Genomic DNA, 24026 nt, shown 5'->3' with positions numbered 1-24026 from the left:
ACGAATTAATATGGCAGAGTGGACAGAAAGAGCCGAACTATTATTTAAAAAAGAAGGATTACAGAATTTGCAAAATGCTCACGTAATGGTCGTAGGACTTGGTGGTGTAGGTTCCTTTGCAGCCGAGTTCTTGGCAAGGGCAGGAGTGGGAACGATGACTATTGTAGATGGAGATGTGGTGGATATTACCAATATAAATAGACAATTACCAGCTTTACATTCTACGGTAGGGCAACCTAAAGTAGATGTTGTAGGTGATCGATTGATGGATATTAATCCTGAATTGAATTTGATTCGAGTAAAAGAATTTCTTTCTCCAGAGCGTGCTTATGAGATTGTTTCTAATGAGTATGATTATGTTTTAGACTGCATTGACAGCGTAACTCCAAAATTGAATTTGATTATTTCGGCCAGAAGAAAAAAAGTCCGAATCATAAGCAGTATGGGTGCTGGAGGAAAAATGGAAGCTGCCAAAGTGAAAGTTACTGATATATCCAAAACTATAAATTGTCATTTGGCTAAAACAATCAGGAAGCGTTTGAAAAAAGAGAAAATCAATAAAGTGAAAGTTGTTTTTTCTTCTGAAATTCAAGACGAATGCAGTTTGAAAATGACTGATGGTTCTAACTTTAAAAAATCATTTTACGGAACAAACAGCTATATGCCAGGATTATTTGGTTTGCATGCAGCAGAAACAGTGATTCGATTTTTACTTAAGAAAGAGTAAAGGTGTTGAATCGTTGAATTGTTTAATCGATTAAAAGGTTAAAAGGTTAAGGAGGTCAAATTTAAAACAACAAAAATATAAACTAGGTGTCTCAGTATCTTAGGAACTCAGCACCTTAGAATCTAAAAAAAAATGATACAAACCGTAATTTTTGACATGGATGGTGTAATTGTAGATACAGAATTGGTACACCGTTATGCTTATTACAAACAATTTGGAGAACTGAATATTGAGGTTCCAGAGGAAATGTACACTTCTTTTACGGGATTATCGACTCGTAATACTTTTCAGAAGTTGAAAGAACATTTCCAGTTGCAACATGAAGTCGAAGATTTGATTTTGAGAAAAAGGTCGATTTTCAATGATGCTTTTGATAGTAAAGAAGATTTGGCTTTATTGGAAGGTGTGGAGAATTTAATTAAAGATTTTAACCGAAATGGTATGCAATTGATAGTGGCTTCGTCTGCTTCAAAAGAAACGATTAATAGAGTTTTTACACGTTTTGATTTACACCAATATTTTTCACATATAGTAAGTGGTGAAGATTTTCCGAAGTCCAAGCCACATCCTGCAATTTTCTTGCATGCGGCTTCTTTGTCAACTGCTCCAAAAGAAAACTGCATTGTTATTGAAGACAGTACCAATGGAGTAAAAGCGGCCAAAGCTGCGGGTATTTTTTGCGTTGGATATAACAGTTTCCATTCTAAAGACCAAGATTTGTCATTAGCTGATGTTGTAGTGAATCATTTTGATGAGTTGAATTTTGAAAAAGTGTCGCAGTATTAATTTATAAATTAAAGATATATCGAATTTCAAAACAGTAATACATACCTTTATAAACAAGATATTTTATTTTTCCGAGTATTATTTTTTGATTTTCCATAATAGTTATTTTTATAAAGTTGACTATTGCTTTAAAGAATTACTTCTTTATGAATCAATTACATTACAAACTTAAACCTGAACATCTTTTTTTTGTTATATAATTTTTTAAAAAGCTTATATGATTTTTAAAGTTCAGCTTGAGACACTATTTTTATATTCTTGTAGTTGTTAACTTTGAAGAAAACAGTTTGATAACTAATTTTGAATTAAGTAAATATTAACATTTAAAGTTTTCTGAATTTGTAAATTTGAAGAAATAGATAACCTAACAAATATGGAATAAGCACTTACTTAAAATGGTTTAACACCATTAAAGTAAGTCAATTACATATGACAATTAAAAATCAATAAATTGACACCTATGAAAAAGATTCTTTTTGTTTTAGCCTTCATTATAGCCCCCTTTATTACTGAGGCTCAATTGAGAACACCTCAAGCCAGTCCAAAAGCAACAGTTTTTCAAACAGTTGGATTGACAGATGTAGAAATAGTTTATAGCAGACCAGCAGCAAGAGGAAGAGCTGTATTTGGAAATTTGGTCCCTTTTGGAAAAGTTTGGAGAACTGGAGCCAATGAAAACACCACTATTTCTTTTAGTGAGGATGTTGTAATTGATGGTAAAACTTTACCTAAAGGAAAATACTCTTTGTATACAATTCCTAAAATAGAAAGTTGGGAAGTGATTTTTTATTCTACCACAAACAATTGGGGAAATCCTGAAGTATGGAATGAGGCTAATGTCGTACTAAGAACTTCAGTAAAAGAAGAGGCATTGCAAAAATCAGTAGAGTCTTTTACAATTGGTATTGGTAATTTGACTGCAGATACGGCTACCTTGGATATGGCTTGGGAAAACTCTTCTGTTTCAATGAAATTTACAGTTCCTACTCAAAAAGAAGTATTAGCAAATATTGAAAAAGTATTGGCAGGACCAACGTCTGCTGATTATTTTTCAGCTGCACAATACCTTTATCAGTCAAATGGTGATAACGCAAAAGCAATGATTTATATGGATAAAGCTATGGAATTGAGTACTGAAAAACCTTATTGGTACACTCGCCAAAAATCATTGATTCAAGCAAGAGCAGGAGATAAAAAAGGTGCTATTGAAACCGCAAATCTATCTCTTGTAGCTGCAGAAACTGCAAAGAATCAAGATTATGTAAAAATGAATAGAGAAAGTATTGCAGAGTGGAGTAAAAAATAATTCCTTAAGTTTTGCAGAGATGCACTTTAAGTAACTAACAAAAAAATCCCGTTTATCATTAAACGGGATTTTTTTTGGTAATGATTGTGGCACAAATAGTTTTTAGGAACCTGTATCCTCCGTTAATACTGTTTGTTCTTCGGTTTTGAATACCGTGAATTGCAATAAATAAGATAATACTATAGTGAGTAATGCCCCAATAAAATTGAGCCATAAATACCCTAGTTTTTCTTCCCCACTTGAATGTATAAAGTTGGTGAAATAGTATATGATGAAAATAGCGATTTGACTAACGATAGCACTGTAGTATATCGATTTTCCACGTATTTTTTTGGTATAAAAACCAACTAGAAAAATTCCCAAAACAGTACCGTAAAATATCGAACCGATGATATTTACAAGTTGAATTAAATTTTCAAAAAGCGTAGCGATACAGGCAAATGCAATAGCAATGATTCCCCACATAAGGGTGAAAAGTTTAGAAGCATTCAGGTAATGTCTTTCGGATTTTTCTTCTTTAACATTACGTTTGTAAATATCGATCGCTGTAGTAGAAGCTAATGCATTAAGCCCCGAAGCGGTTGAAGACATTGCCGCAGAAATGATTACCGCAAGCAACAAACCAATAAGACCTTTGGGTAAATAATGAAGAATGAAATAGAAAAACACATAATCTTTATCATTTGTTTCGGCTTTGTTATCTGCTTTTGAAATTATTTCTCTGGCTTTGGCCCTTAATTCTTTTTCTTTAAGTGCCAAATCAACTAACTCTTTTCGAAGGGTAGGATTGTCATAATCTTGATTTAGTTGATCTATGTATAATAGATTGACAACTTTTTCATCTTCGGATAATTTGTTTAGATCTTTCTGTAAGTTTTGATATTCGTCTTTGTATTTTGAATTTTCAACCGTTATTTTATTGTTTGGATTAAAGTTTAAAGGGGTTTCATTGAATTGGAAAAATACAAAAACCATTACTCCAGTTAACAAAATCAAGAATTGCATTGGTACTTTCAAAAGTCCGTTCATGATTAATCCCATTTGGCTTTCACGGACAGATTTCCCGGATAAATATCGACCTACTTGTGATTGGTCGGTACCAAAATAAGCTAACGCAAGAAAGAATCCGCCAGTGATTCCGCTCCAGAAAGTATATTTTTCATCTAAGTCGAATGAGAAATTCACAATATTCATTTTTTGATTGGCGCCTGCAATATGCAGGGCATTATCAAAAGTCATGTCGTTGGGTAAATAATCAAAGATGAGGAAAAAAGTAATCATCATCCCAGCCAATATGACAAACATTTGTTGTTTTTGAGTGACATTTACAGCTTTTGTCCCCCCTGAAAAAGTGTAAATGATAACCAAAATACCAATAATGATATTCATATAAGTAAGGTTCCAACCCAATAATGCAGATAAAATGATAGAAGGGGCATAAATGGTAATTCCGGTTCCTAAACCTCTTTGTACCAAAAATAAAACTGCTGCTAATGAACGGGTTTTTAGATCAAATCTTTTTTCTAAATACTCATAAGCCGTATAGACTTTGTACTTGTGGTAAACAGGTATAAAAGTGAGGCAGATTATCACCATTGCAATTGGCAATCCAAAATAGAACTGCACAAATCCCATTCCGTCATGATAAGCTTGTCCTGGAGTAGAAAGGAAAGTAATTGCGCTGGCCTGTGTTGCCATAACCGAAAGGCCTACGGTAAACCAAGGCGTTTCGTTGTTGCCTAGTATATATTCCTCAACATTTTTACTACCCTTTGTTTTCCAAGCACCATAAATTACAATAAATAATAGTGTTACTATCAGTACAATCCAGTCAAATAATTGCATAGGTTAAGAGTATAATTTCATGATTAAATAAAAAACAATGATAAACAAGGCATTGGCAACCAGAACTAGAGTGTAGTTTTTTGACCAGATTTTAGGTTTTTTTGAATCCATGTTTTTTGTTTTAAGGTTTCATTTTTTGATTAGGAATATTTACTGAAGGTTTAATCGAAATCATATTTGACAACAATTTATAAGCTCCTTGAACTCCTTCTGGTAATTCTCTAAAAAGGCTTAAACCCGTATAAATATAATTACCTTTTCCATAAGGAGCAATCAATAATGCACCTTCTTTGGCACTTTCACCTTTATCATTTGAGGACAGAATAGGAGTGAAGGCTTTGTCAAAATCCTTTGGATAATACAATCCTTGTTCTTGTGTCCAACCTTTAAAATCATTTTGGGTAATCGTATTTGGATAATTCAAGGCTGGATGATTGGGAGCAAGAAAACGAACCTCGGCATTTTCGTCAGTTACTCTATCACTGGAAACTTTTAGAGGGTAAGGAGCGATATTTGGTGTAACCAAATCATTGGCTGTGTTGTATTGCACAATCATTGTTTTTCCACCTTTTACAAATTCAAATAAAATATCTTGTTTGTTTGCCAATGCGTCAATAGTATTGTAAGCACGTACACCCATCATAACAACATCAAAACTATCAAGTCTCTCGGGAGTAATATCTTCTGGTTTTAAGAGGGTCACTTTGTAGCCCATTTGGGTTAAGCTTTTTGGAATTTCATCACCAGCTCCCATAATATAAGCGATTCTTTCTCCGTTGGTTTTCAAATCAAATCGAATGCATTTTACTTCAGAGTTTTTTAAAACTTGCTGTTTTGTAATATGATCATAATTAATGTTGATTTGTTCCATGCCAAATGTTATTCCATCAACGGTAGCAATGCTTTTTGCAACAATTTCACTCATCTGAGCAGGAGGTGTAACTTCAAAATAAACAGTTTGCTCCGTTCCCTTTTTGTCCAATTGAAAAGAAATAGACTGTGGAGAGACTTTCCAATCTTTTGGTAAATCCAATTTTAAATCGCCTTTAAGGTTGTTTTTTCCAGCCTTTACAGTTACACCTACATATTTGGGCTTTGTATTTGGAAAAAGCAATACTTTATCTTGAATCGTCGTAGTTACTTCGGGAACAATATCCAAGAAATTATACATTTCACCTTTGACATCATCATTGTATTTGTAAACAATTGTTCTTTCAAATGGGATTTCAATATCATTAATTTTGATATTAAAAATCACTTTGGCTTCCCTAATAATATCTGGAATTCCAATGTTTTTTTGATCTTCAACTGTGTACAATCCTACAGTTCCTTTTTCTTTTAACCAGTAGGGTTGTGTGTAGTTTATGGATTGCGGTAATTGTAAAATTAGAGCATTATTTTGTGATGTATTGTTTTTTAAATCGGTGTTGAAAACCGTAGTTTTTTGTTCGGGTAAAGTCGTAACGCTTACAAGTTGCATGGTTGCAGAGCTTCTATTTATCGTCTCCAGATTCAGTTTTATAACACTTCCAGGAGTTGCTTCTTGGGAGTTAGAAACAGCTTCTAAATACAGACCAGAAGAAGCTGCTATAATTTTTTTTATTTCTTCGGATTTTACTGTTTTCCAATGGTTTTCATCCAAGGCTTGAATCATAGTATAGGCTTTTACTAAATTTGGAATACTAGCAGATGGGTTTTTAAAATCATACTGATTGGCAATAACGGCAATCAATTCACCGATTGGTTTTCCGCCTTTTACGCGGTTCCAACTCGTATCGATACCTTCGAAAATTGATGATTTTTCTTTGAGTCGCTCACCTTTTAGAAATTCCAGATATTCGGTGTCTTCTCCTCGTGCTCCTGTACTTCCAAATCCTTGAGATTTATGACTACTACGACTTAAGGCCGCTATTTCCTGATTGGATTTTCCTAGAGTAGGGTAGAAAACCCCAGTTGGGATTGGTACTAAATTGGATTTATTGGCTGAATCAAATTTTTCTTTGCTGCCATAAAACCACCAAGAAGTATTAAAAAATACACGTTTGGGTTGCCAAGGCTGTACATATTGTAATTGTTCGGGAAAAGAAGCGGAATTATTAGCCAAATCAAATCCTTCTACACTTAGCATCGCAGAGGATGTGTGGTGTCCGTGAGTAGTTCCTGGCGAACGATGGTCAAAACGATTGATGATGACATCTGGTTGGAATTTCCTGATTACCCAAACAAGATCTGCAAGCACTTTTTCTTTATCCCAAATATGTAATGTTTCTTCCGGATTTTTGGAATATCCAAAGTCATTGGCTCTGGAAAAAAATTGTTCTCCTCCATCAATTTTTCTTGCCTCTAGGAGTTCTTGAGTTCTTATTACTCCAAGTAATTCGCGTAATTGTGGGCCAATTAAATTTTGTCCACCATCTCCTCGGGTAAGAGATAAATAACCTGTTCTGGCATGAACTTCATTGGCCATATAGGAAATCAGGCGGGTATTTTCATCATCGGGATGTGCGGCTATATAAAGTACAGTCCCCAGAAAATTAAGTTTCTGGATTTGATTGTAGATTTCGGCTGAACTAGGTTTTTGAGGTTTTTGGGCGTATGTTGTTTGTACTGAAATAAAAAAAAGAAGAAAAAGATTTAAAGAAATTTTTCGCATGACAGGGGTTTTGTTATTTCTAAAAAGGGTTTTAATTTCCAAAAATACTAATTAAATACGGGTATATTTATTTCTGATTCAAAAAAAACATGATAATGTTTTGGGGATTTTATAAAGATTTTTTTGGAAAAATAAATTGGTTAAAGATTCGCAATTTTGGTAAAATAAATAATAGAATTCAAAGTAAATAGTTTAAATTTAGAAAACTAAAGTTGAGAATGTTATAATAAATTTCTTTGTAAGAATTTGAAATACCCCTTAGTCTAGAATTAACCAAACCAAACTGAGTATGGAATATGTGGAAGACGTTTTGAAGAATGGTTTTGAACAAACAACTATACTTCAGCCCGATGATTATGAAGGTAAAGTTACCGCTACTTTAATACGAAAGCGAGGCTCTTCAAGAGCTACTAAAGCTATTTTATGTATTCATGGGTTTAATGATTATTTTTTTCAAGCTGTTATTGCCGACGAATTTTTGAAGAAAGGTTATCATTTTTATGCTTTGGATTTAAGGAAATATGGCAGATCTATTCTGCAGAATCATAGGTCAAACAATGTGAGAAGTTTGTGGGAGTATTATGAAGATATCGACCGAGCATTGGAAATAATAAAAGAAGAAGGAAGTCAAGAAACGGTATTGTATGGCCATTCTACAGGCGGACTGATTATTACTTTGTATGCTTCTGATCGAAAAGAGAAAGCACTTTTTGATGTATTAGTCTGTAATAGCCCTTTTTATGATTTTAATTTGTCTTGGATTCAAAAGAAAACAATTATTCCTCTACTTTCTTTTTTGGGGAGATTAAAACCAGATGTTGTTTTGCCAGTTGGGTTTTCAAAATTTTACGGAAAAAGTTTGCACAAAAATGATTTTGGCGAATGGGATTATAATTTGTTATGGAAACCTCACGTTGCACCATCTATCAATGCAGGATGGGTAAATGCTATAGATGAAGGGCATTTGAAAATTGCAAAAGGAATTTCGGTCAATACCCCAATTTTAATATTACATGCTTTAATTTCAGTCTATCCCTTAAAGTGGAGTGAAGAAATGTTCAGGGGAGATGCTATCCTGAACATTGATGATATTATTGAAAAATCAAAATTTATTGATTCACCTAGTAAAGATGTTATTGGTTTTGATAATGCTATTCACGATTTGGTATTGTCCAGAAAACCAGCTCAGGATTTAGTGTTTAAAACTATTTTTGAGTGGTTGGATATTTTTTTTGAGGATAAATCTAGAGTTAATTTAAAACAAAAAGCTGCAACACTTTGACCTGTTGCAGCTTTTTTGATTAAGAAAATATTGGATTAATGTTTCCCTTTTCCGTTATGACCTTTTCCTTCATGTTTATCGTGATTACCATGATTATGGTTGCCATGGTCATGATGATCATGATCTTCATATTTCACTTTGTATTCACCTCTGCTTTTTTGAGGTTTTCCTTTATACCCTTTGTAATATTTCACTTTATGGTCATGGAAATGAGAATAAGGGGAGTGACCATGATAATCAGTTAAAACTACTTTATAGCCATGGTATAAGTCATAATTTCTGCAATGGCTAGGTAGATACCTGGAACGAACCCATTTACCATTTCCAAAATAAATGTACTGTGCTAATCTAATGTCATAGTAAACTTGAATATCTGGTAAGTAGTAATATTCTACTTCATCATAACCGACAGGTCCCCAAACTGGTGGAGGAGAAGGACGAGAAGGTGGTGGCGGCGGCGGCGGAGTTCCTACGTGTACATTTACGTTTGGAGTTCCTATGTTTACATCAACAGAAACTTGGGCTTGTGTTGTGCTCGCTGCAAAAAGCAGAAGTCCAGTAATAATAAAATTAATTGTTTTCATTGTATTTAAAATTTGAGTTGGGGGTTAAGCTTTTGAATAATAGTGAATCGACCTTTAATCGGTAAACTCATTATTGTTGATAGTAGGTTTTTTAATAATTGAAATTCCTTTTTGAAAGAATAGGTTATTAGGATAGATTACAAATTCTCCGGTATTGGATTTTAAGGTTACATGAAAAGCACCAATATCTTCTATTTCGCCTTCTTCGGGAAAATCTTTGTCATGAATTAATATGGAATCACCAATTTTAAACGGAAACGAAAAAAACAAAATAATCCCCGAAGTAATATTACTCAAGATTGACCATTGTGCAAACATCGCAACTCCGATTACAGTAGTAATTGAAGATATTGTTATAAAAATATCTTTGGTTTGTACTCCCCAAATCAATATCAGGGTTATTGAGGCCAAAATTGTTATTAGAATATTAATGTATTTGATAACCAAATTGGTTCTCTTTTCAATAATCTGGCTGGCAGTTGCATATCGTTTTACTAATTTTGAAACTATTTTTCGAGACAAAAACACAGCCACTAATAATATTAGGGTACTGATTTCTTGTTTAAGATAGTATTCAAAAAACTCCATTAATTTTGTATTGTTTATAAATTATTTAAATACTCATACACTTTATCTGTCGGCATTCCCATTACATTGGCATAGGATCCCTCAATTTTTGAAACGCCTATAAAACCAATCCATTCCTGGATTCCGTAAGCTCCAGCCTTATCATATGGTTTGTAATTTTCCAAATAATAAAGAATAGCATCATCAGTTAACGCATTAAAGGTCACTTTTGTTGTTTCACAAATTAAATTTGAAGTCAAATTTGTCTTAAAACATACCGAAGTGATGACTTCGTGCGTGGTATTCGAGAGTGATTTTAATATATTAAAAGCATCTTGATTGTCCTTTGGTTTACCTAAAGCACAATTTTTGTGCCAAACAATAGTGTCGCTTGTGACTAAAATTTCATTATTTTTCAACTCTCCTTCAAAGGCACTGGCTTTCAATTGTGCAAGGTAATTAGTGATTTCCTCAGCTTTCAATTCGGGTGGAAAAACTTCTTCAATTTCCTTGAGTCGGATTTCAAAATCCAGATCCAAATCCTTGAAAAATTGTTGTCTTCTAGGAGAACCTGAAGCCAATATTAGTTTGTAGTTTTTAAGTTTTTCTTTAAGCATGGTGTAGAATATTATAAGTAACAATGGCAATTGAAAACAATCCGAATAAAATAATCAATTTTAAAACAGTACTAAGATGGTGAAAATGATTGCTTTTCTTGGCATCTACCATTTTTACAGCAAAATAGATTAATGGAGCGACTATACATATTAATGCATATAGCGTCGCGATATACAAATTATAAGCAAAAAAGTAGTTTTTGATATAGAATATCACCATTACTAATGGAATCAAACTCAAAATCAGCACTAATTTAGTTGTTCTGCTGATACCTAAAGCAATTGGTAAGGTATTCATTCCTTGGTTGTAATCGCCATTAACATCTTCGAGATCTTTTACAATTTCTCTAATAAAATTAATCACAAAAGCAAATAGGGCATAGTCCAAAAGTATCGAAAACAACTCGGCCATAACGACTTTATTTCCGGGATTGATAGCCGGCAAAAGGTCGAAAATTCCAATGATAAGCACACTGAAAGCCAACAAAAAGGCAACTACAATGTTTCCTATAAGCAACATTTGTTTCAGACTCGTTGCATACAAATACAAAGTAGCCGAAATTATAATAAAGATAGCAGCAAAACCTGGCTTCTCAATAATATTTGATAAATAGAATCCAGCGCCAACCCCCAAAACGGTACAAGCAAAATAAGCATTGTAAGCATTGGTTTCGGAGATGCTTTTACCTACAACTACTTGATTAGGTTTATTGTCATTATCCGTGGCCTGATCCATAATATTGTTAATCACATAACCCCCAGCGGCAATCATAACCGTTGCAAAAACCAATAAAAAGTATTGCCATTCTGTAAGTGCCAAAGGAATGCTTTGATAATTCAAAAAACCATATCGAAAAAGCAGTTGCATCAAAGCAAGCATCAATAGGTTTTGGTAACGTATTAATTTAAGGTATTTCATTTTTAATTATAAATTATAAATGATGAATTGTGAATTTGAAATTGATTAACCATTAACAATCAATCATTAATAATTAATCAAACTTTCCGTCAAAATAAGTCATCCATTTTCCCTGCACTTTCATTACTTGCTCAATCACATCGCGAACGGCACCTTTGCCACCTTTTATATGTGAAATATACTTTGATATATTCTTTATTTCTGGACTTGCATCTTGAGGACAAGAAGGTAATCCTACTAGTTTCATAACATGATAATCCGGAATATCATCACCCATATACAAAACTTGCTCAGGGTTGATGCTGTAAACATCGGTGTATTCTTTAAATGTTTCTACTTTATCTGGAGAGCCTAAATGGATATCTGTAATTCCTAGATTGCGAAGTCTTACTCTTACGCCTTCATTGCTTCCTCCAGAAATAATACATACATGGTAACCACTTTCGATGGCAGCTTTCATTGCATAACCGTCACGTATGTTCATGGTTCTTAGCATTTCTCCTTCATTAGTCACAAAAACAGAACCGTCTGTAAGTACACCATCTACGTCAAAAACAAACGTAGTAATATCATTCATTATTTCTTTATAGCTTTTTGCCATGATTTTGTATAGATTGGGTTAATATTTTATAAATAGTAGATTGATTTTCATTCGATAAAAAAGATTCATGCGCTTCAATAGTCGAAATGTCATTGCGTTTTGCAGGGCCAGTTTGGGCATCTTTTGGCGAAAGTGTCAAGAGTTTTTCTGCGGTTTCATGAATCAAAGGTTTTAAAATATCGAACGAAACGTTGTTTTCTTGACAAATTTCGCTTCCTAATTGGTAAAGATAATTAGTGAAGTTATTGACAAAAACTGCTGCAACGTGCAAAGCTTTTCGTTGGTGTGAATCGATTTTGTAAATACTGTCTGAAATGGATTGTGCTACTTTTTCTAATAGTTCATAATCGTTTTCAGATTGGGTTTCCAAACAAAAAGGGATATTTTTAAAATCTATTGCTTTTCCTTTGGTGAAAGTCTGTAAAGGATAAAATACCCCTTTTCGATTTTTATCGTCTAGCGAAGTTAGAGCAGCGCTTCCTGATGTATGAACGACCAGTCGATTTTCGAAAGGCAATAGTGATGAAACGCTAGAAATAGCGTCATCGGAAACAGCTATGATGTATAAATCGGCTTGTGTCAATGCATTCCAATCATTGGTTATTTTGCTGGAACTAAGATTGACAGAAATGTTTTTTTGGGTTCTTGAAAAAACCTGAATAATTTCTACCGTATTACTTTTTGCGAAAGCATCAATCAAGTGTTGTGCAACATTTCCAGAGCCGATAATCGTTATTTTAATCATTTCGCAAAATTAGCAAAAAAAATGAAGAGTTGGTTTCAATTTTTTAATGCTGATTTAACAACAATGCATGTTATAAGAAACAATTGATTGTTAGGGTATTAAGCTGGGATGATTAAAAAAATAATTACTTTTTCTTTTTTTAATTTAAATAATATCGTAATATTGCAATATAGATATATAACAATGGGAGCAACTAAAACAGACTTTTATACAGATAATCAAAACGAATTGGCAATTTTAATCAAAGCATTGGGGCATCCTGCACGAATTGCAATTATTGAATATATTCTAAAGGTTAATTCTTGTATTTGCGGAGATATTGTTAATGAATTGTCATTGGCACAACCAACGATTTCGCAGCATTTGAAAGAGCTTAAAAATGCAGGATTGATAAAAGGAAGTGTCGAGGGAAATGCAATTTGCTATTGCGTTGACGAAAAAGGATTTGAAAAAATTAAAAGCTTTTTTCAAAATGTAAACACTCATATTGAAAAAAATAAAACAGATTGTTGTTAAATTTTAAAAAACTAAGATTATGAAACTTTCACAAATTAAAACATTATTAGGTACAGTTGAAACAGTAAGTTTTCAATTGCCAAATGGGACATTTGTTCCAGAACATTTTCACGTTACGGAAGTTGGTTTGATAACTAAAAACTTTATCGATTGTGGCGGAACTGTTCGCAAAGAAACGGTTGTAAATTTCCAACTTTGGGATGCAAACGATTTTGAACACAGACTAAAACCCAAAAAACTTTTAGACATTATTCAATTGTCAGAAAAAGTTTTAGGGATAGAAGATTTAGAAATTGAAGTTGAATATCAAGATAGAACAATTGGTAAATACGATTTAGAATTCAATGGAGAAAATTTTGAATTGGTAAACAAACAAACGGCTTGTTTAGCGCAAGATCAATGCTGCAGTCCATCAGAAAAACAAAAAGTGAGATTGTCAGATATAAATAATGAGCCTTGTTGTACTCCAGACGGAAACTGTTGCTAATAAACTAAAAACAAATAATACAAAAATAAATGACTGCAAACCAATCAATTATGTTTTCGGAAATTGAAAATATAATCAAGAATTTGAACATTGAAAACATCTCAGAAGAACGTAAAGAGGTTTTACAATCACTAATCGATTTTATCCAAATTAAAGTTGCAAATCAGCAAGAAATTAGACTAAATATGATTTGCACGCACAATTCGAGAAGAAGCCATTTGACGCAAATATGGGCACAAACGGCATCGGCTTATTTTAATGTAAAAAATGTTTTTTGCTATTCAGGCGGAACAGAAGCAACAGCAATGTTTCCATTGGTTGCAAAAACGTTGGAAGGTCAAGGTTTCAAAATCAAAACTATTTCTGAGGGAAATAATCCAGTTTACAGCGTTAAATATTCCCAAAATGAACACTCAATTATTTGCTTTTCTAAAACCTATGACGATGATTTTAATCCAGAAAGTCATTTTGCGGCTATAATGACTTGTTCGCAAGCCGATAGTGGCTGCCCGTTTATTGCAGGAGCTGAAAAGCGTATTCCAATAACTTTTGAAGATCCAAAAGCATTTGATAACACCCCGCAACAAACTGAAAAATACGAAGAAAGAAGTTTGCAGATCGCAACCGAAATGATTTATGTTTTCTCACAAATTAAACAATAACTATGTCGGCAAATAATTGTATACCAGTCGTAGAAAGAAAAAAATTAGGCTTTTTAGACCGTTTTCTAACACTTTGGATTTTTTTAGCAATGGCAATTGGGGTTTTAATTGGCTATTTTGTGCCATCAAGCGGCGGTTTTATCAATTCATTTTCGAGCGGAACTACCAATATTCCTTTGGCAATTGGATTGATTTTAATGATGTATCCGCCTTTGGCAAAAGTTAAATACGAGCAAATGGGCGAAGTGTTCAAAAATACAAAAGTTCTTGGGGCATCATTATTACTGAATTGGATTGTTGGTCCAATATTAATGTTTTTATTGGCTTTACTTTTCCTAAAAGGCTATCCAGAATATATGATTGGAGTAATCTTAATTGGTTTGGCACGTTGTATTGCAATGGTGGTAGTTTGGAATGATTTAGCCGATGGAAATAGGGAATATGGAGCCGGATTAATTGCTTTAAACAGTATTTTTCAGGTGTTGCTTTACAGTGTTTATGCCTATATTTTTATCACAATCCTACCTCCTTATTTTGGTTATACAGGTTTTGAAGTAAATATTAGCATAGGACAAATTGCCGAAAGCGTAGGTATCTATTTAGGGATTCCGTTTACACTCGGCATAATTAGCCGATATACACTAATCAAACTGAAAGGTGAAGAATGGTTTCAAATGAAATATGTTCCTGTAATTTCGCCAATAACATTAGTATCATTATTATTTACAATTCTAATAATGTTTAGCCTAAAAGGGGAATTAATTGTGCAAATTCCAATGGACGTAATTCGAATTGCAATTCCACTGGTTATTTATTTTGCTGTAATGTTTGTTTTAAGTTTTTTCATAGGTAAATATTTTGGTGCTGATTATTCAAAATCAACTGCAATCGCATTTACGGCTACAGGTAATAATTTTGAACTAGCCATAGCAGTTGCCATAGGTGTTTTCGGTATCAATAGTGGGCAAGCATTTGCAGGTGTAATTGGTCCTTTGGTCGAAGTGCCTGCATTAATTGCATTGGTAAATGTTGCTTTTTGGTTTCGGAGAAAATATTTTGCAAAAGAAATTTAAAGAAAATAAAACAAATGAGACTTTTCTTTTTGGTCAGTCTCATTTGTTTTATTTGAGTTTGTAATTACCTCTTCAGTAAAAGATTTAAGTCCTTTTTTTTTAAATTGAGTACCTTATTTTTGGATTTAATTAACAATTAAGTACTTAAACAAGTGGACATTTTTGAGTACTTTTGCGACACTTTATTAAAACGAAATCTACTTCCAAATGGATAAAAAATTATTCTCTGTCCTATTTTCTACCCGATTAATGGCTTTACTATTCATAACCTTTGCAATTGCAATGGGTGCAGGAACTTTTATAGAAAGCAAATACAATACCGATACAGCTCGAATTTTAGTGTATAATACTTGGTGGTTTGAAGCTATCATGGGATTTTTTATGATTAATTTCATTGGAAATATCAAGCGTTATCAATTATTTAGAAAAGAAAAATGGGTGACGTTGCTACTTCATTTATCATTTGTGTTTATTATAGCTGGAGCCTTTATCACGCGTTACATTAGTTTTGAAGGAATGATGCCTATTCGCGAAGGCGCTGCCGAAAATCAATTTTATTCGGATAAAACATTCCTGACTCTTTTTGTTGACGGAGAATACAAAGGCGAAATGAAACGCAGAGTTTTTGAGAAACCACTTTTGTTGTCGCCAGTTACCGATAACGATTTTACGATGAAAGGTGATTTTGCAGGTAATCCTTTTAAAGTAGAATATCAAAATTTTATCATGGGAGCCAAAGAATACATTAAGGCCGATCCAAAAGGTTCGTTGTATTTAAAACTTGTTGAAGCTGGTGATGGTGGTCGTGAAGAACATTTCTTAAAATCAGGAGAAGTTCAAAATATTCATAATGTTCTTTTTGCCTTAAATAAATTTACTGAAGGTGCAATCAATATCAATACAACAGGAGAAAGTTATAGTATTCAAATGCCTTTTGAAGGTGATTTTATGCGAATGGCTGATAAATTGCAAGGAAAAGTAGTGAAAGATATTGTTCAGCCTTTGATGATGCGTTCTTTGTATAGCATTGGAGAAATCCGTTTTGTTTTTCCAGAACCGGCAATCACAGGAGTAATTGATTATGAGACTAAAAATGATTTTAAAGAAAAAAATCATGAAGATGCTCTTGTAGTGAAGCTTACCGCAAATGGTAAAGAAGAATTAATAACATTATTAGGATCTAAAGGAAAAACAGGAGATTCTAAAACAGTCAAAATTGGTTCACATGAATATTCTTTTTTCTATGGTAGTAAAGCCTATGTTTTACCATTTAAGATTAAACTGAATGATTTTATTGCTCAAAAATACCCAGGAACGGAGAAAAGTTATTCTTCTTTTGAAAGTCAGGTGACTGTTCAGGATTCGGTAAAACCATTTGATGCTAGAATTTATATGAATAATGTATTGGATCATGAGGGCTATCGTTTTTTCCAGTCTTCATTTGATCCAGATGAAAAAGGAACGGTATTGTCTGTAAATCACGATTACTGGGGGACTACGATTACTTACTTAGGATATTTTTTATTGTTTTTTAGTATGCTTGCACTTCTTTTTACCAAACATTCTCGTTTTGGCCATTTGAAGAAAAAATTAGATGTTGTGAAAGACAAAAAAGCAAAATTAATCACGATTTTGGTTTTGTTTATGAGCTTGACAGGTTTTGCGCAAGAACATAATCATGAACACGATGATGATCATGGTCATGACCATTCAACTGAAAAATCAAGTAAAAAATCAAGTGAATCACATTCTGAAAGCACTGGGCATGTTAGGATAAAACCAACACAAAAGCAATTGGATTCGGTGTTGACTGCTTATACTGTTACACCTGAACATGCTGCAAAATTTGGTAGACTGATTATTCAGGACGCGGGTGGAAGGATGAAACCAATTAATACATTCTCTTCTGAATTGTTGAGAAAAGTGAGCCATTCTGATACTTACAAAGGAATGAATTCTGATCAGGTATTTTTGTCGATGACTCAAAGTGCGCAATTGTGGATTGAGATTCCGCTTATCTATATTAATACCAAAGATGATAGTATTCGTAAAATTATTGGCATTGACAGGAAAGCAAAACTAGCGCCTTTTATAAAGTTTTTTGATGAAAAGGGTAATTATAAACTTGCACCATATTTAGATGCAGCTTATAAAGCGGGAAATCCAAATAGTTTTGAACAAGATTTTATTGAAACGGATAAGAAAGTAAACTTAATGGAGTCGGCATTGAGCGGAAGTATATTGAGAATTTTTCCAATCCCGAACGACGCAGGAAATAAATGGATTTCATATTTGGAACTGGAACATGCCGGTATGAAAGGAATGGATTCTACCTATACCAAAAGTATTTTGCCACTTTATTTTGGAACATTAAATCATGCCATAGAGTCCAAAAACTATAAAACTGCAGATGAATTATTGGAAAGCATTAACGGCTTCCAGAAGAAATTCGGAAGTAAAGTAAGACCAACCGAAAATAAAATTGATCTTGAAATCGCGTATAATAAATACAATATTTTGCCAAAAATGTTTTCTTGGTATTCTCTTTCGGGAATATTTATGCTGATATTTACACTTTTCAGTATTTTCTATGAGAAAAAGTTTTTACGCATTACAGTAAATGGTTTTCACATTTTAATCGGTTTAATATTTGCGCTTCATACACTTGCTTTAATTGCTCGTTGGTACATTTCAGGACATGCTCCTTGGAGTAATGCGTACGAAGCAATTGTATATGTAGCGTGGGCTACGATGTTCTTCGGATTGGCTTTCGACCGAAAATCAAAACTGACCGTCGCATCTGCAGCCTTTGTAACTTCGATGATTTTCTGGGCCGCAAATTTAAACTGGCTCGATCCAGAAATAGCCAATTTGCAGCCTGTACTTAATTCTTATTGGTTAATGATTCACGTGGCGGTTATTGTGGCTAGTTACGGGCCATTTGCTTTGGGAATGATACTTGGTTTCGTTTCTCTTGTTTTGATCTTTTTCACCAATGAAAAGAACAAAACCAAAATGGAATTGAATATCAAAGAGATCACGTATATCAATGAGATGGTAGTGACAATTGGTTTGATCATGTTAACAATCGGAAACTTCCTTGGAGGACAATGGGCTAATGAAAGTTGGGGGCGTTACTGGGGATGGGATCCAAAAGAAACTTGGGCATTAATCAGTATTATGGTTTATGCTTTTGTGATACACGCTCGATTTGTACCTTCGTTAAGAGGGAAGTGGTTTTTCAATTTAATGAGTATGTTTGCATTTATTTCCATTTTGTTTACCTATTATGGAGTAAACTTTCACCTAGTTGGATTACATTCCTATGCTAGTGGAGAAGCACATTCATTGAGTTGGATTTGGTATTCATTAGGTACAATATCTTTAATTGGTGCAATTACATATCCAAAATACAGAAAGTTTTATAAGAAGTAATTTTTTTAAATTATATATAATCGATTAAGGTTCAGTGTCAAGCTGAACCTTTTTTTTATTTTTATGTCAAAATAGGTGTTTTGATTATTTTAAAATAATACAAAACTTACTTTTAATTAGAAACAATGTATTTTATAGATAAAATTTGCTTTTAATTGAGTTTTGGCACGGTGTTTGAAAAGGTAATTATAGATAGTTTTATATTCCAAGATATTGTAGATTAGGTTGGTAGGTTGGTTTACACATTAATGTCTTTAGAATTATCGATTACAGTTAGTTAGAAAGATGCTCCAAAAGGGCATCTTTTTTTTATGTAATACAATGAATTAAAATCAGTAAATTTTTCATGATGTGGAAATCTGCCAAATTCGCATTTTTTTAATTTATTTGTATCCTTGAAACGTGAAAATCATTTTCAAATTATTTAAATATAATACTAAACTTATATTTTATTTAAAATTATATATTTTGTCGATTTTAATTGCTTTTAATTGAGTTTTGGCATGGTGTTTGGAATGTCAATTATAGATGATTTAATTAGGTGTAGTTAGCCTAAGTATTTATAGGTTAGTAGTTTAGTTTTTACAGATTATCTATAAAAAAGTTATCAATTACAATTAGTTAATTAAAAGATGTTCCTATTGGAGCATCTTTTTTTTATCTCGGTAATGAATTTGGTTATTAAATTTTAGATGTTCTTTTGGTATATGAAACAATTAAATTTTGTTGGATTACTGTTTATAATGTGTGAGTGATTAATTTTTAGATTTTTTGATAAGTAATAAAAAACTTATTTTTAATATAAAATTGTGTATTTCAAAGATTTAATTTGCTTTTAATTCTGTTTTGGCATGGTGTTTGAAATGTTGTTTATAGATGATTTTGATTAGATTTTGTAAATTTTTAAATTTTATAGGTTAGGTTTAAAGTTAATTTACATATAAGAATCTAAGAATGGTTAATGGTTGGTTATTATTTAGTTAGTTAGAAAAATGCTCTCAAAGGGGGCATTTTTTTTTTACTTATACGTTAGTCTAAATTATTCATTTGAGATATCAAGCTTTTTGTTTTAAATTCGGTTTCGTGTAAATAAATTTTTAAAGCAAAGACTATTTGTTTTAATTTTATAAAAAATATAAACCCTATGAAAAAAATAGTAATAGCGATTTGCGCAATGTTCTTATTTAGTATCCAAATTCAAGCACAAGTGAAACAAACCATTTATCAATTCAAAGTAGAAGATTTAAACGGTAAGACTTTTGATTTTGCTAGTCTGAAAGGAAAAAAAGTAATGATTGTGAATACCGCTTCAAAATGTGGATTAACTCCGCAATACAAAGATTTAGAAGCTTTGTATAAAGAATATTCAGCCAAAGGATTTGTGATTGTAGGCTTTCCAGCTAATAATTTTGCTTCGCAAGAACCTGGAACCAATGAAGAAATTGCAAGTTTTTGTCAATTGAATTATGGAGTTACGTTCCCAATGATGAGTAAGGTTTCCGTAAAAGGGGATGATATGAGTACCGTTTATCAGTTTTTAACTCAAAAATCAAAAAATGGATTAGAAGATTCAGAAGTAAAATGGAATTTTCAAAAATACCTTATCAATGAAAAAGGAGAATTGGAAAAGGTTATTTCTCCAAAAACTTTGCCTACAGACCCTGAAGTGGTGAATTGGATTAAAGCATAGTTTTTACACAAAAAAGAGTTATCAGAAAGCAGATTGTAGAATACAGAGAACTGTATACTGGAATCTGCTTTCTGCAATCTATCCCTTGGCTATAACTTCCTTAACCGTTGCCTCATAATTTTTAATGCTCTTTGATTTTTTAATGTTCTTATGGACTTTATGCGGATTCGAAAAAATAACCGAGAAGTATTCCCATAAATGGTGCATTTTCAAAAGTATGTGTGTTTGTCCAGATAATGATTCACTGTAGCCTTCATAAAGAGTATCGTGAAAAGCACCGAATAATTCCATTTTGTTTTTAGGATATTCCAAAGCATTGCTTTTTATCATACTTGGCAAAAATGGATCGGCAATCAATCCTCTTCCTATCATCCAATGATCTATAGAAGGAAAGCGTTGTTGCATTTCGTGAAATTTTGCCACCGAAGTAATATCGCCGTTATAATACAATTTGTGCTTAGTATTATCGATACAGTGTTGAAACGCATCCAGATGAACACCTCCTTTATAAAGCTGTTTCCCGATACGCGCATGTATGGCAATGTTTTTTATGGGATAGTTATCCAAAATAGGCAGTACATCAAGAATTTCTTCGGTAGTGTCGTATCCCAGACGCATTTTCATGGAAACAATAATGTCGGTCTCTGAGTGCGCTCTGTCAAGGATATGATTGATTTTTTCGGTATTGCTGATAAGGCCAGAGCCCATACCTGATTTGGTAACCATTGGATAAGGACATCCTAAATTCCAATTCAATTCTTTATAACCTAATTGCTGAACATATTTGGCAACAAATAAAAACTCTTCTGCATCATTGGTGATAACTTGCGGAATAACCTCAAGGCCAACATTATTTTCAGGAAGTAGGTCTCGTTCGTAAGATGATTTTATGACTAGTTTTCCGTTCAAACGGATGTATGGGGAATAATAGGTATCAATCCCTCCAAAATATTTGTTGATGGCGTTTCGAAAACGAAAATCTGTAAATCCTTGTAAGGGTGAAGAAAGCAGTGTAAAGCTCATAGTATTTATAAAAATGCAAAGATACTATAAAGTTATAAGTCGAAAGTATTCTTATTATAAACATATCAGATGATTTAACTGCAATGACTTTATAAACTTTCTACTTTATGACATTCAACGTCTATTACTCCAATATCAATTGCATAAAAACCGAATGCAACCAACGGTCAAATTTATAAGCTGAATCTTTGATGACTCCAACTGTTTTAAAACCAAATTTCTCGTGAAAATCGATGCTGCTTTGATTCTCGGCATCGATCACGGCAATCATGGTATGTAGATTTTGCTTTTTGGCCAATTGGATCAATTCTTGCAACAACAGTTTTCCAATTCCTTTTCCCTGATGTTCATTGCTCACATAAACAGAATGTTCTACCGTGTATTTATAAGCTTCCCGAAATCTAAATTCGCCATACATCCCAAAACCGACTACTTTATCATCATCAACAGCTACAATTACAGGGAATTTTTTTTTGATTTTGTCATCCAAAAAACCTTTTTGTATTTCGTAGGTTCGAATGTTATAATCGTATATTGCAGTTGAATTTAGAATATTATAATTGATAATATCCAATATTGCTTGAGTGTCTTCAGTTTGATATGGTCTTAATATGATTTTCATTTGTGATTATTTGTTGTCCAAAATTATGAAAAATTGACTTAAATCAGCTGAAAAGCCTTGGCAACTTTGTAACTTTGTCAAACAACATTACGGAATTTGTTTGGCACAAAATTTGCCTAATATTTTCTCAACTATTAAACTTTTTAAATGATTTATCCCAAAATACCTTTAGCACAAAGCATACTTCAAATTTTTTTAGCAAAAGGAATCACCAACATCATTATATCTCCCGGTTCAAGAAATGCACCTCTTACGATAGGTTTTGCCAGTAATCCGGCTTTTCAATGTTATAGCATCGCCGACGAGCGAGCCGCTGCTTTTTTTGCATTGGGAATTGCCCAGCAAACAGGGAAACCCACGGCGGTGGTTTGTACTTCGGGTTCGGCGTTATTGAACTATTATCCGGCTTTTTCGGAGGCATTTTATAGCCAAATCCCATTGATTGTGGTTTCGGCAGACAGACCGCAGAGCAAAATCGATATTGGAGATGGGCAAACCATTCGCCAAGAAAATGTATTTGCCAATCATTCTTTGTACAATGCTAATTTATTGGAAGACGCTTCAGAAGAAAACGATCGAAAAATAAACGAAGCCATCAATACATCTATTGATAAAAAAGGACCAGTTCATATCAATGCTCCATTCGAAGAACCTTTGTATGAAACGGTTTCGGAGTTAAGTGTGAACAGTACTGTTTTCGCTTCCGCAAATGTACCACAGACTGTTGATATAGAAGAGTTAAAACAATATGCCAATGTTTGGAACAAAGCCTCTCGGAAATTAATTTTGATAGGTGTTAATGAGCCTAATGCAATTGCTGAAGGAACTATCGAAGCTTTAGCCCAAAAAGAATCAGTGGCGGTGATGACCGAAAATACTTCGAATGTATCACACGAAAGCTTTATTACCAGTATCGATACTATCATTACGCCTTTTACTGCTGAAGATTTTGAAGCTTATCGTCCAGAGATTTTAATCACTTTTGGAGGAATGGTTGTTTCCAAACGTATTAAAGCCTTCTTGAGAAAGTATCAGCCCAAACACCACTGGCATATTGATACATTAAGAGCGTACGACACTTTTGGCTGTTTGACGAAACATTTCGAGCTGGATCCTAATACTTTTTTCAATGCCTTTTTGCCATTGACATCAAAAGTTGAAAGTAATTATTTTGCTCAATTGGATGATCTTAGAAAACTCCGTAAAGTAAAACACGATAGCTACCTTTCCAAGATGCCTTTTACGGATTTTAAAGTTTTTGAAAAAGTGATTGAGAGTCTTCAGCAAAACAGCCAATTGCAAATCAGTAACAGCTCGGCCATTCGCTACGCGCAATTAATTCCCATAGATCCATCTATTGAAGTTTTTTGCAATAGAGGAACAAGCGGAATCGATGGAAGCACTTCAACAGCTATTGGAGCAGCTGTAGCCAATGCCAAACCGACGGTTTTCATTACCGGAGATATTGGGTTTTTATATGACAGCAATGCACTTTGGAACAATTATATCCCGAAAAATTTTAAAATCATTTTGATCAATAATGGAGGAGGGGGTATTTTCAGGATTTTGCCAGGACACTCAGAAACTCCTGTTTTTAATACTTTTTTCGAAACTTTCCATAACTTGACTGCAGAACATTTGGCAAAAATGTATGGTTTGAATTATTGGACAGCCAATGATGAGGAAAGTTTGTCCAAAGGATTAGATTCCTTATATGCTCAAAATGACAGACCGAGCATTCTTGAAGTTTTTACTCCAACATTGGATAATAATAGTGTTTTATTACAGTATTTTAAGGAGTTGCTCTAATTTATATTTTGGCTTAAATAGGTTGGTAGAAAAGGTTTCTATTATAAAGTCAAATTTTTAATTTGGTTGTTAAAAAT

General features: G+C 33.2%; 21 protein-coding genes. 11 read left to right on the top strand and 10 right to left on the bottom strand.

What is annotated here, in order from left to right; genetic code table 11:
• The first annotated feature begins 10 nt into the window (after window positions 1-10).
• From J2W95_RS12145 to J2W95_RS12135, 3 genes are all read left to right on the top strand, one after another.
• On the top strand, window positions 11-727 hold the full coding sequence (locus J2W95_RS12145; RefSeq protein ID WP_310007342.1) for a tRNA threonylcarbamoyladenosine dehydratase: 717 nt from the start codon (window positions 11-13) through the stop codon (window positions 725-727).
• Window positions 728-859: 132 nt separating this feature from the next.
• Window positions 860-1513, top strand: a complete 654-nt coding sequence (locus tag J2W95_RS12140; RefSeq protein WP_310007340.1) for an HAD family hydrolase — start codon at window positions 860-862, stop codon at window positions 1511-1513.
• 460 nt (window positions 1514-1973) lie between these two features.
• The gene (locus J2W95_RS12135; RefSeq protein WP_310007338.1) at window positions 1974-2819 is read left to right on the top strand and encodes a DUF2911 domain-containing protein; all 846 of its coding nucleotides are present in this window, start codon (window positions 1974-1976) and stop codon (window positions 2817-2819) included.
• A 102-nt stretch (window positions 2820-2921) separates the two neighbouring features.
• On the opposite strand, the gene J2W95_RS12130 is transcribed toward J2W95_RS12135, so the two are convergent.
• Window positions 2922-4664, bottom strand: a complete 1743-nt coding sequence (locus J2W95_RS12130) for a sodium:solute symporter family protein (protein ID WP_310007335.1) — start codon at window positions 4662-4664, stop codon at window positions 2922-2924.
• Window positions 4665-4785: 121 nt separating this feature from the next.
• Window positions 4786-7317 carry a PIG-L family deacetylase gene (locus J2W95_RS12125; RefSeq protein ID WP_310007333.1) on the bottom strand — a complete coding sequence of 844 codons (2532 nt, stop codon included), beginning with the start codon at window positions 7315-7317 and terminating at the stop codon, window positions 4786-4788.
• A gap of 289 nt (window positions 7318-7606) precedes the next feature.
• On the opposite strand from J2W95_RS12125, the gene J2W95_RS12120 reads away from it, so the two are divergent.
• Entirely contained in the window at window positions 7607-8599 is a 993-nt protein-coding gene (locus J2W95_RS12120; RefSeq protein ID WP_310007331.1) for an alpha/beta hydrolase, read from the top strand.
• Window positions 8600-8634: 35 nt separating this feature from the next.
• Here J2W95_RS12120 and J2W95_RS12115 read toward each other — a convergent pair whose 3' ends face one another.
• The 6 genes from J2W95_RS12115 to J2W95_RS12090 form a co-directional block, all read right to left on the bottom strand.
• Entirely contained in the window at window positions 8635-9183 is a 549-nt protein-coding gene (locus tag J2W95_RS12115) for a hypothetical protein (RefSeq protein WP_310007329.1), read from the bottom strand.
• Between the two features lie 54 nt (window positions 9184-9237).
• On the bottom strand, window positions 9238-9771 hold the full coding sequence (locus J2W95_RS12110; RefSeq protein WP_310007327.1) for a mechanosensitive ion channel domain-containing protein: 534 nt from the start codon (window positions 9769-9771) through the stop codon (window positions 9238-9240).
• A 14-nt stretch (window positions 9772-9785) separates the two neighbouring features.
• Complete coding sequence (locus J2W95_RS12105) at window positions 9786-10367, bottom strand: Maf-like protein (RefSeq protein WP_310007326.1); 582 nt, start codon at window positions 10365-10367, stop codon at window positions 9786-9788.
• Window positions 10360-11286: a geranylgeranylglycerol-phosphate geranylgeranyltransferase gene (locus tag J2W95_RS12100; protein ID WP_310007324.1), complete on the bottom strand. Its 927-nt coding sequence runs from the start codon at window positions 11284-11286 to the stop codon at window positions 10360-10362. Before J2W95_RS12100 ends, J2W95_RS12105 begins: the two co-directional genes overlap by 8 nt.
• Window positions 11287-11359: 73 nt before the next feature.
• A complete protein-coding gene (locus J2W95_RS12095) occupies window positions 11360-11887 on the bottom strand; it encodes a KdsC family phosphatase (RefSeq protein WP_310007322.1) in 528 nt (175 codons plus the stop codon).
• Window positions 11871-12632 carry a Rossmann-like and DUF2520 domain-containing protein gene (locus J2W95_RS12090; protein WP_310007320.1) on the bottom strand — a complete coding sequence of 254 codons (762 nt, stop codon included), beginning with the start codon at window positions 12630-12632 and terminating at the stop codon, window positions 11871-11873. Before J2W95_RS12090 ends, J2W95_RS12095 begins: the two co-directional genes overlap by 17 nt.
• A 183-nt stretch (window positions 12633-12815) precedes the next feature.
• Here J2W95_RS12090 and J2W95_RS12085 point away from each other — a divergent pair, with 183 nt between their 5' ends.
• From J2W95_RS12085 to J2W95_RS12060, 6 genes are all read left to right on the top strand, one after another.
• Window positions 12816-13148 (top strand): ArsR/SmtB family transcription factor, encoded by a 333-nt coding sequence (locus J2W95_RS12085; RefSeq protein WP_310007318.1) that lies wholly within the window; start codon window positions 12816-12818, stop codon window positions 13146-13148.
• A gap of 19 nt (window positions 13149-13167) precedes the next feature.
• A complete protein-coding gene (locus J2W95_RS12080; protein WP_310007317.1) occupies window positions 13168-13635 on the top strand; it encodes a DUF6428 family protein in 468 nt (155 codons plus the stop codon).
• A 29-nt stretch (window positions 13636-13664) separates the two neighbouring features.
• Window positions 13665-14297, top strand: coding sequence for an arsenate-mycothiol transferase ArsC (locus J2W95_RS12075; protein ID WP_310007314.1), 633 nt, complete (start codon window positions 13665-13667; stop codon window positions 14295-14297).
• 2 nt (window positions 14298-14299) lie between these two features.
• Window positions 14300-15370 (top strand): ACR3 family arsenite efflux transporter, encoded by a 1071-nt coding sequence (gene arsB, locus J2W95_RS12070; RefSeq protein WP_310007312.1) that lies wholly within the window; start codon window positions 14300-14302, stop codon window positions 15368-15370.
• A gap of 207 nt (window positions 15371-15577) precedes the next feature.
• Window positions 15578-18805, top strand: a complete 3228-nt coding sequence (locus J2W95_RS12065) for a cytochrome c biogenesis protein CcsA (RefSeq protein ID WP_310007309.1) — start codon at window positions 15578-15580, stop codon at window positions 18803-18805.
• Between the two features lie 1144 nt (window positions 18806-19949).
• Window positions 19950-20495, top strand: coding sequence for a glutathione peroxidase (locus tag J2W95_RS12060; protein ID WP_409025126.1), 546 nt, complete (start codon window positions 19950-19952; stop codon window positions 20493-20495).
• A gap of 78 nt (window positions 20496-20573) precedes the next feature.
• Here the strand turns inward: J2W95_RS12060 and J2W95_RS12055 are convergent, their stop codons facing one another.
• Both J2W95_RS12055 and J2W95_RS12050 read right to left on the bottom strand, forming a co-directional pair.
• Entirely contained in the window at window positions 20574-21518 is a 945-nt protein-coding gene (locus tag J2W95_RS12055) for a tRNA-dihydrouridine synthase family protein (RefSeq protein WP_310007307.1), read from the bottom strand.
• Between the two features lie 124 nt (window positions 21519-21642).
• On the bottom strand, window positions 21643-22140 hold the full coding sequence (locus J2W95_RS12050; protein WP_310007305.1) for a GNAT family N-acetyltransferase: 498 nt from the start codon (window positions 22138-22140) through the stop codon (window positions 21643-21645).
• A gap of 147 nt (window positions 22141-22287) precedes the next feature.
• On the opposite strand from J2W95_RS12050, the gene menD reads away from it, so the two are divergent.
• A complete protein-coding gene (gene menD, locus J2W95_RS12045) occupies window positions 22288-23949 on the top strand; it encodes a 2-succinyl-5-enolpyruvyl-6-hydroxy-3-cyclohexene-1-carboxylic-acid synthase (protein WP_310007303.1) in 1662 nt (553 codons plus the stop codon).
• The last annotated feature ends 77 nt before the right edge of the window (window positions 23950-24026 follow it).

The sequence above is a fragment of the Flavobacterium granuli genome, assembly GCF_031456055.1.
Lineage (GTDB): Bacteria > Bacteroidota > Bacteroidia > Flavobacteriales > Flavobacteriaceae > Flavobacterium > Flavobacterium granuli_A.
This window is presented reverse-complemented; position numbering and strand designations above follow the sequence as displayed.

Excerpts from the sequence above, each read along its gene's own strand:
- J2W95_RS12135 (WP_310007338.1), top strand. The coding sequence starts at position 1,974 with ATGAAAAAGATTCTTTTTGTTTTAGCCTTCATTATAGCCCCCTTTATT.
- J2W95_RS12130 (WP_310007335.1), bottom strand. The coding sequence starts at position 4,664 with ATGCAATTATTTGACTGGATTGTACTGATAGTAACACTATTATTTATT.
- arsB (WP_310007312.1), top strand. The coding sequence starts at position 14,300 with ATGTCGGCAAATAATTGTATACCAGTCGTAGAAAGAAAAAAATTAGGC.
- J2W95_RS12125 (WP_310007333.1), bottom strand. The coding sequence starts at position 7,317 with ATGCGAAAAATTTCTTTAAATCTTTTTCTTCTTTTTTTTATTTCAGTA.
- J2W95_RS12100 (WP_310007324.1), bottom strand. The coding sequence starts at position 11,286 with ATGAAATACCTTAAATTAATACGTTACCAAAACCTATTGATGCTTGCT.
- J2W95_RS12090 (WP_310007320.1), bottom strand. The coding sequence starts at position 12,632 with ATGATTAAAATAACGATTATCGGCTCTGGAAATGTTGCACAACACTTG.
- J2W95_RS12120 (WP_310007331.1), top strand. The coding sequence starts at position 7,607 with ATGGAATATGTGGAAGACGTTTTGAAGAATGGTTTTGAACAAACAACT.
- J2W95_RS12095 (WP_310007322.1), bottom strand. The coding sequence starts at position 11,887 with ATGGCAAAAAGCTATAAAGAAATAATGAATGATATTACTACGTTTGTT.
- J2W95_RS12080 (WP_310007317.1), top strand. The coding sequence starts at position 13,168 with ATGAAACTTTCACAAATTAAAACATTATTAGGTACAGTTGAAACAGTA.
- menD (WP_310007303.1), top strand. The coding sequence starts at position 22,288 with ATGATTTATCCCAAAATACCTTTAGCACAAAGCATACTTCAAATTTTT.
- J2W95_RS12065 (WP_310007309.1), top strand. The coding sequence starts at position 15,578 with ATGGATAAAAAATTATTCTCTGTCCTATTTTCTACCCGATTAATGGCT.
- J2W95_RS12085 (WP_310007318.1), top strand. The coding sequence starts at position 12,816 with ATGGGAGCAACTAAAACAGACTTTTATACAGATAATCAAAACGAATTG.
- J2W95_RS12110 (WP_310007327.1), bottom strand. The coding sequence starts at position 9,771 with ATGGAGTTTTTTGAATACTATCTTAAACAAGAAATCAGTACCCTAATA.
- J2W95_RS12055 (WP_310007307.1), bottom strand. The coding sequence starts at position 21,518 with ATGAGCTTTACACTGCTTTCTTCACCCTTACAAGGATTTACAGATTTT.
- J2W95_RS12050 (WP_310007305.1), bottom strand. The coding sequence starts at position 22,140 with ATGAAAATCATATTAAGACCATATCAAACTGAAGACACTCAAGCAATA.
- J2W95_RS12105 (WP_310007326.1), bottom strand. The coding sequence starts at position 10,367 with ATGCTTAAAGAAAAACTTAAAAACTACAAACTAATATTGGCTTCAGGT.
- J2W95_RS12060 (WP_409025126.1), top strand. The coding sequence starts at position 19,950 with ATGAAAAAAATAGTAATAGCGATTTGCGCAATGTTCTTATTTAGTATC.
- J2W95_RS12115 (WP_310007329.1), bottom strand. The coding sequence starts at position 9,183 with ATGAAAACAATTAATTTTATTATTACTGGACTTCTGCTTTTTGCAGCG.
- J2W95_RS12145 (WP_310007342.1), top strand. The coding sequence starts at position 11 with ATGGCAGAGTGGACAGAAAGAGCCGAACTATTATTTAAAAAAGAAGGA.
- J2W95_RS12140 (WP_310007340.1), top strand. The coding sequence starts at position 860 with ATGATACAAACCGTAATTTTTGACATGGATGGTGTAATTGTAGATACA.
- J2W95_RS12075 (WP_310007314.1), top strand. The coding sequence starts at position 13,665 with ATGACTGCAAACCAATCAATTATGTTTTCGGAAATTGAAAATATAATC.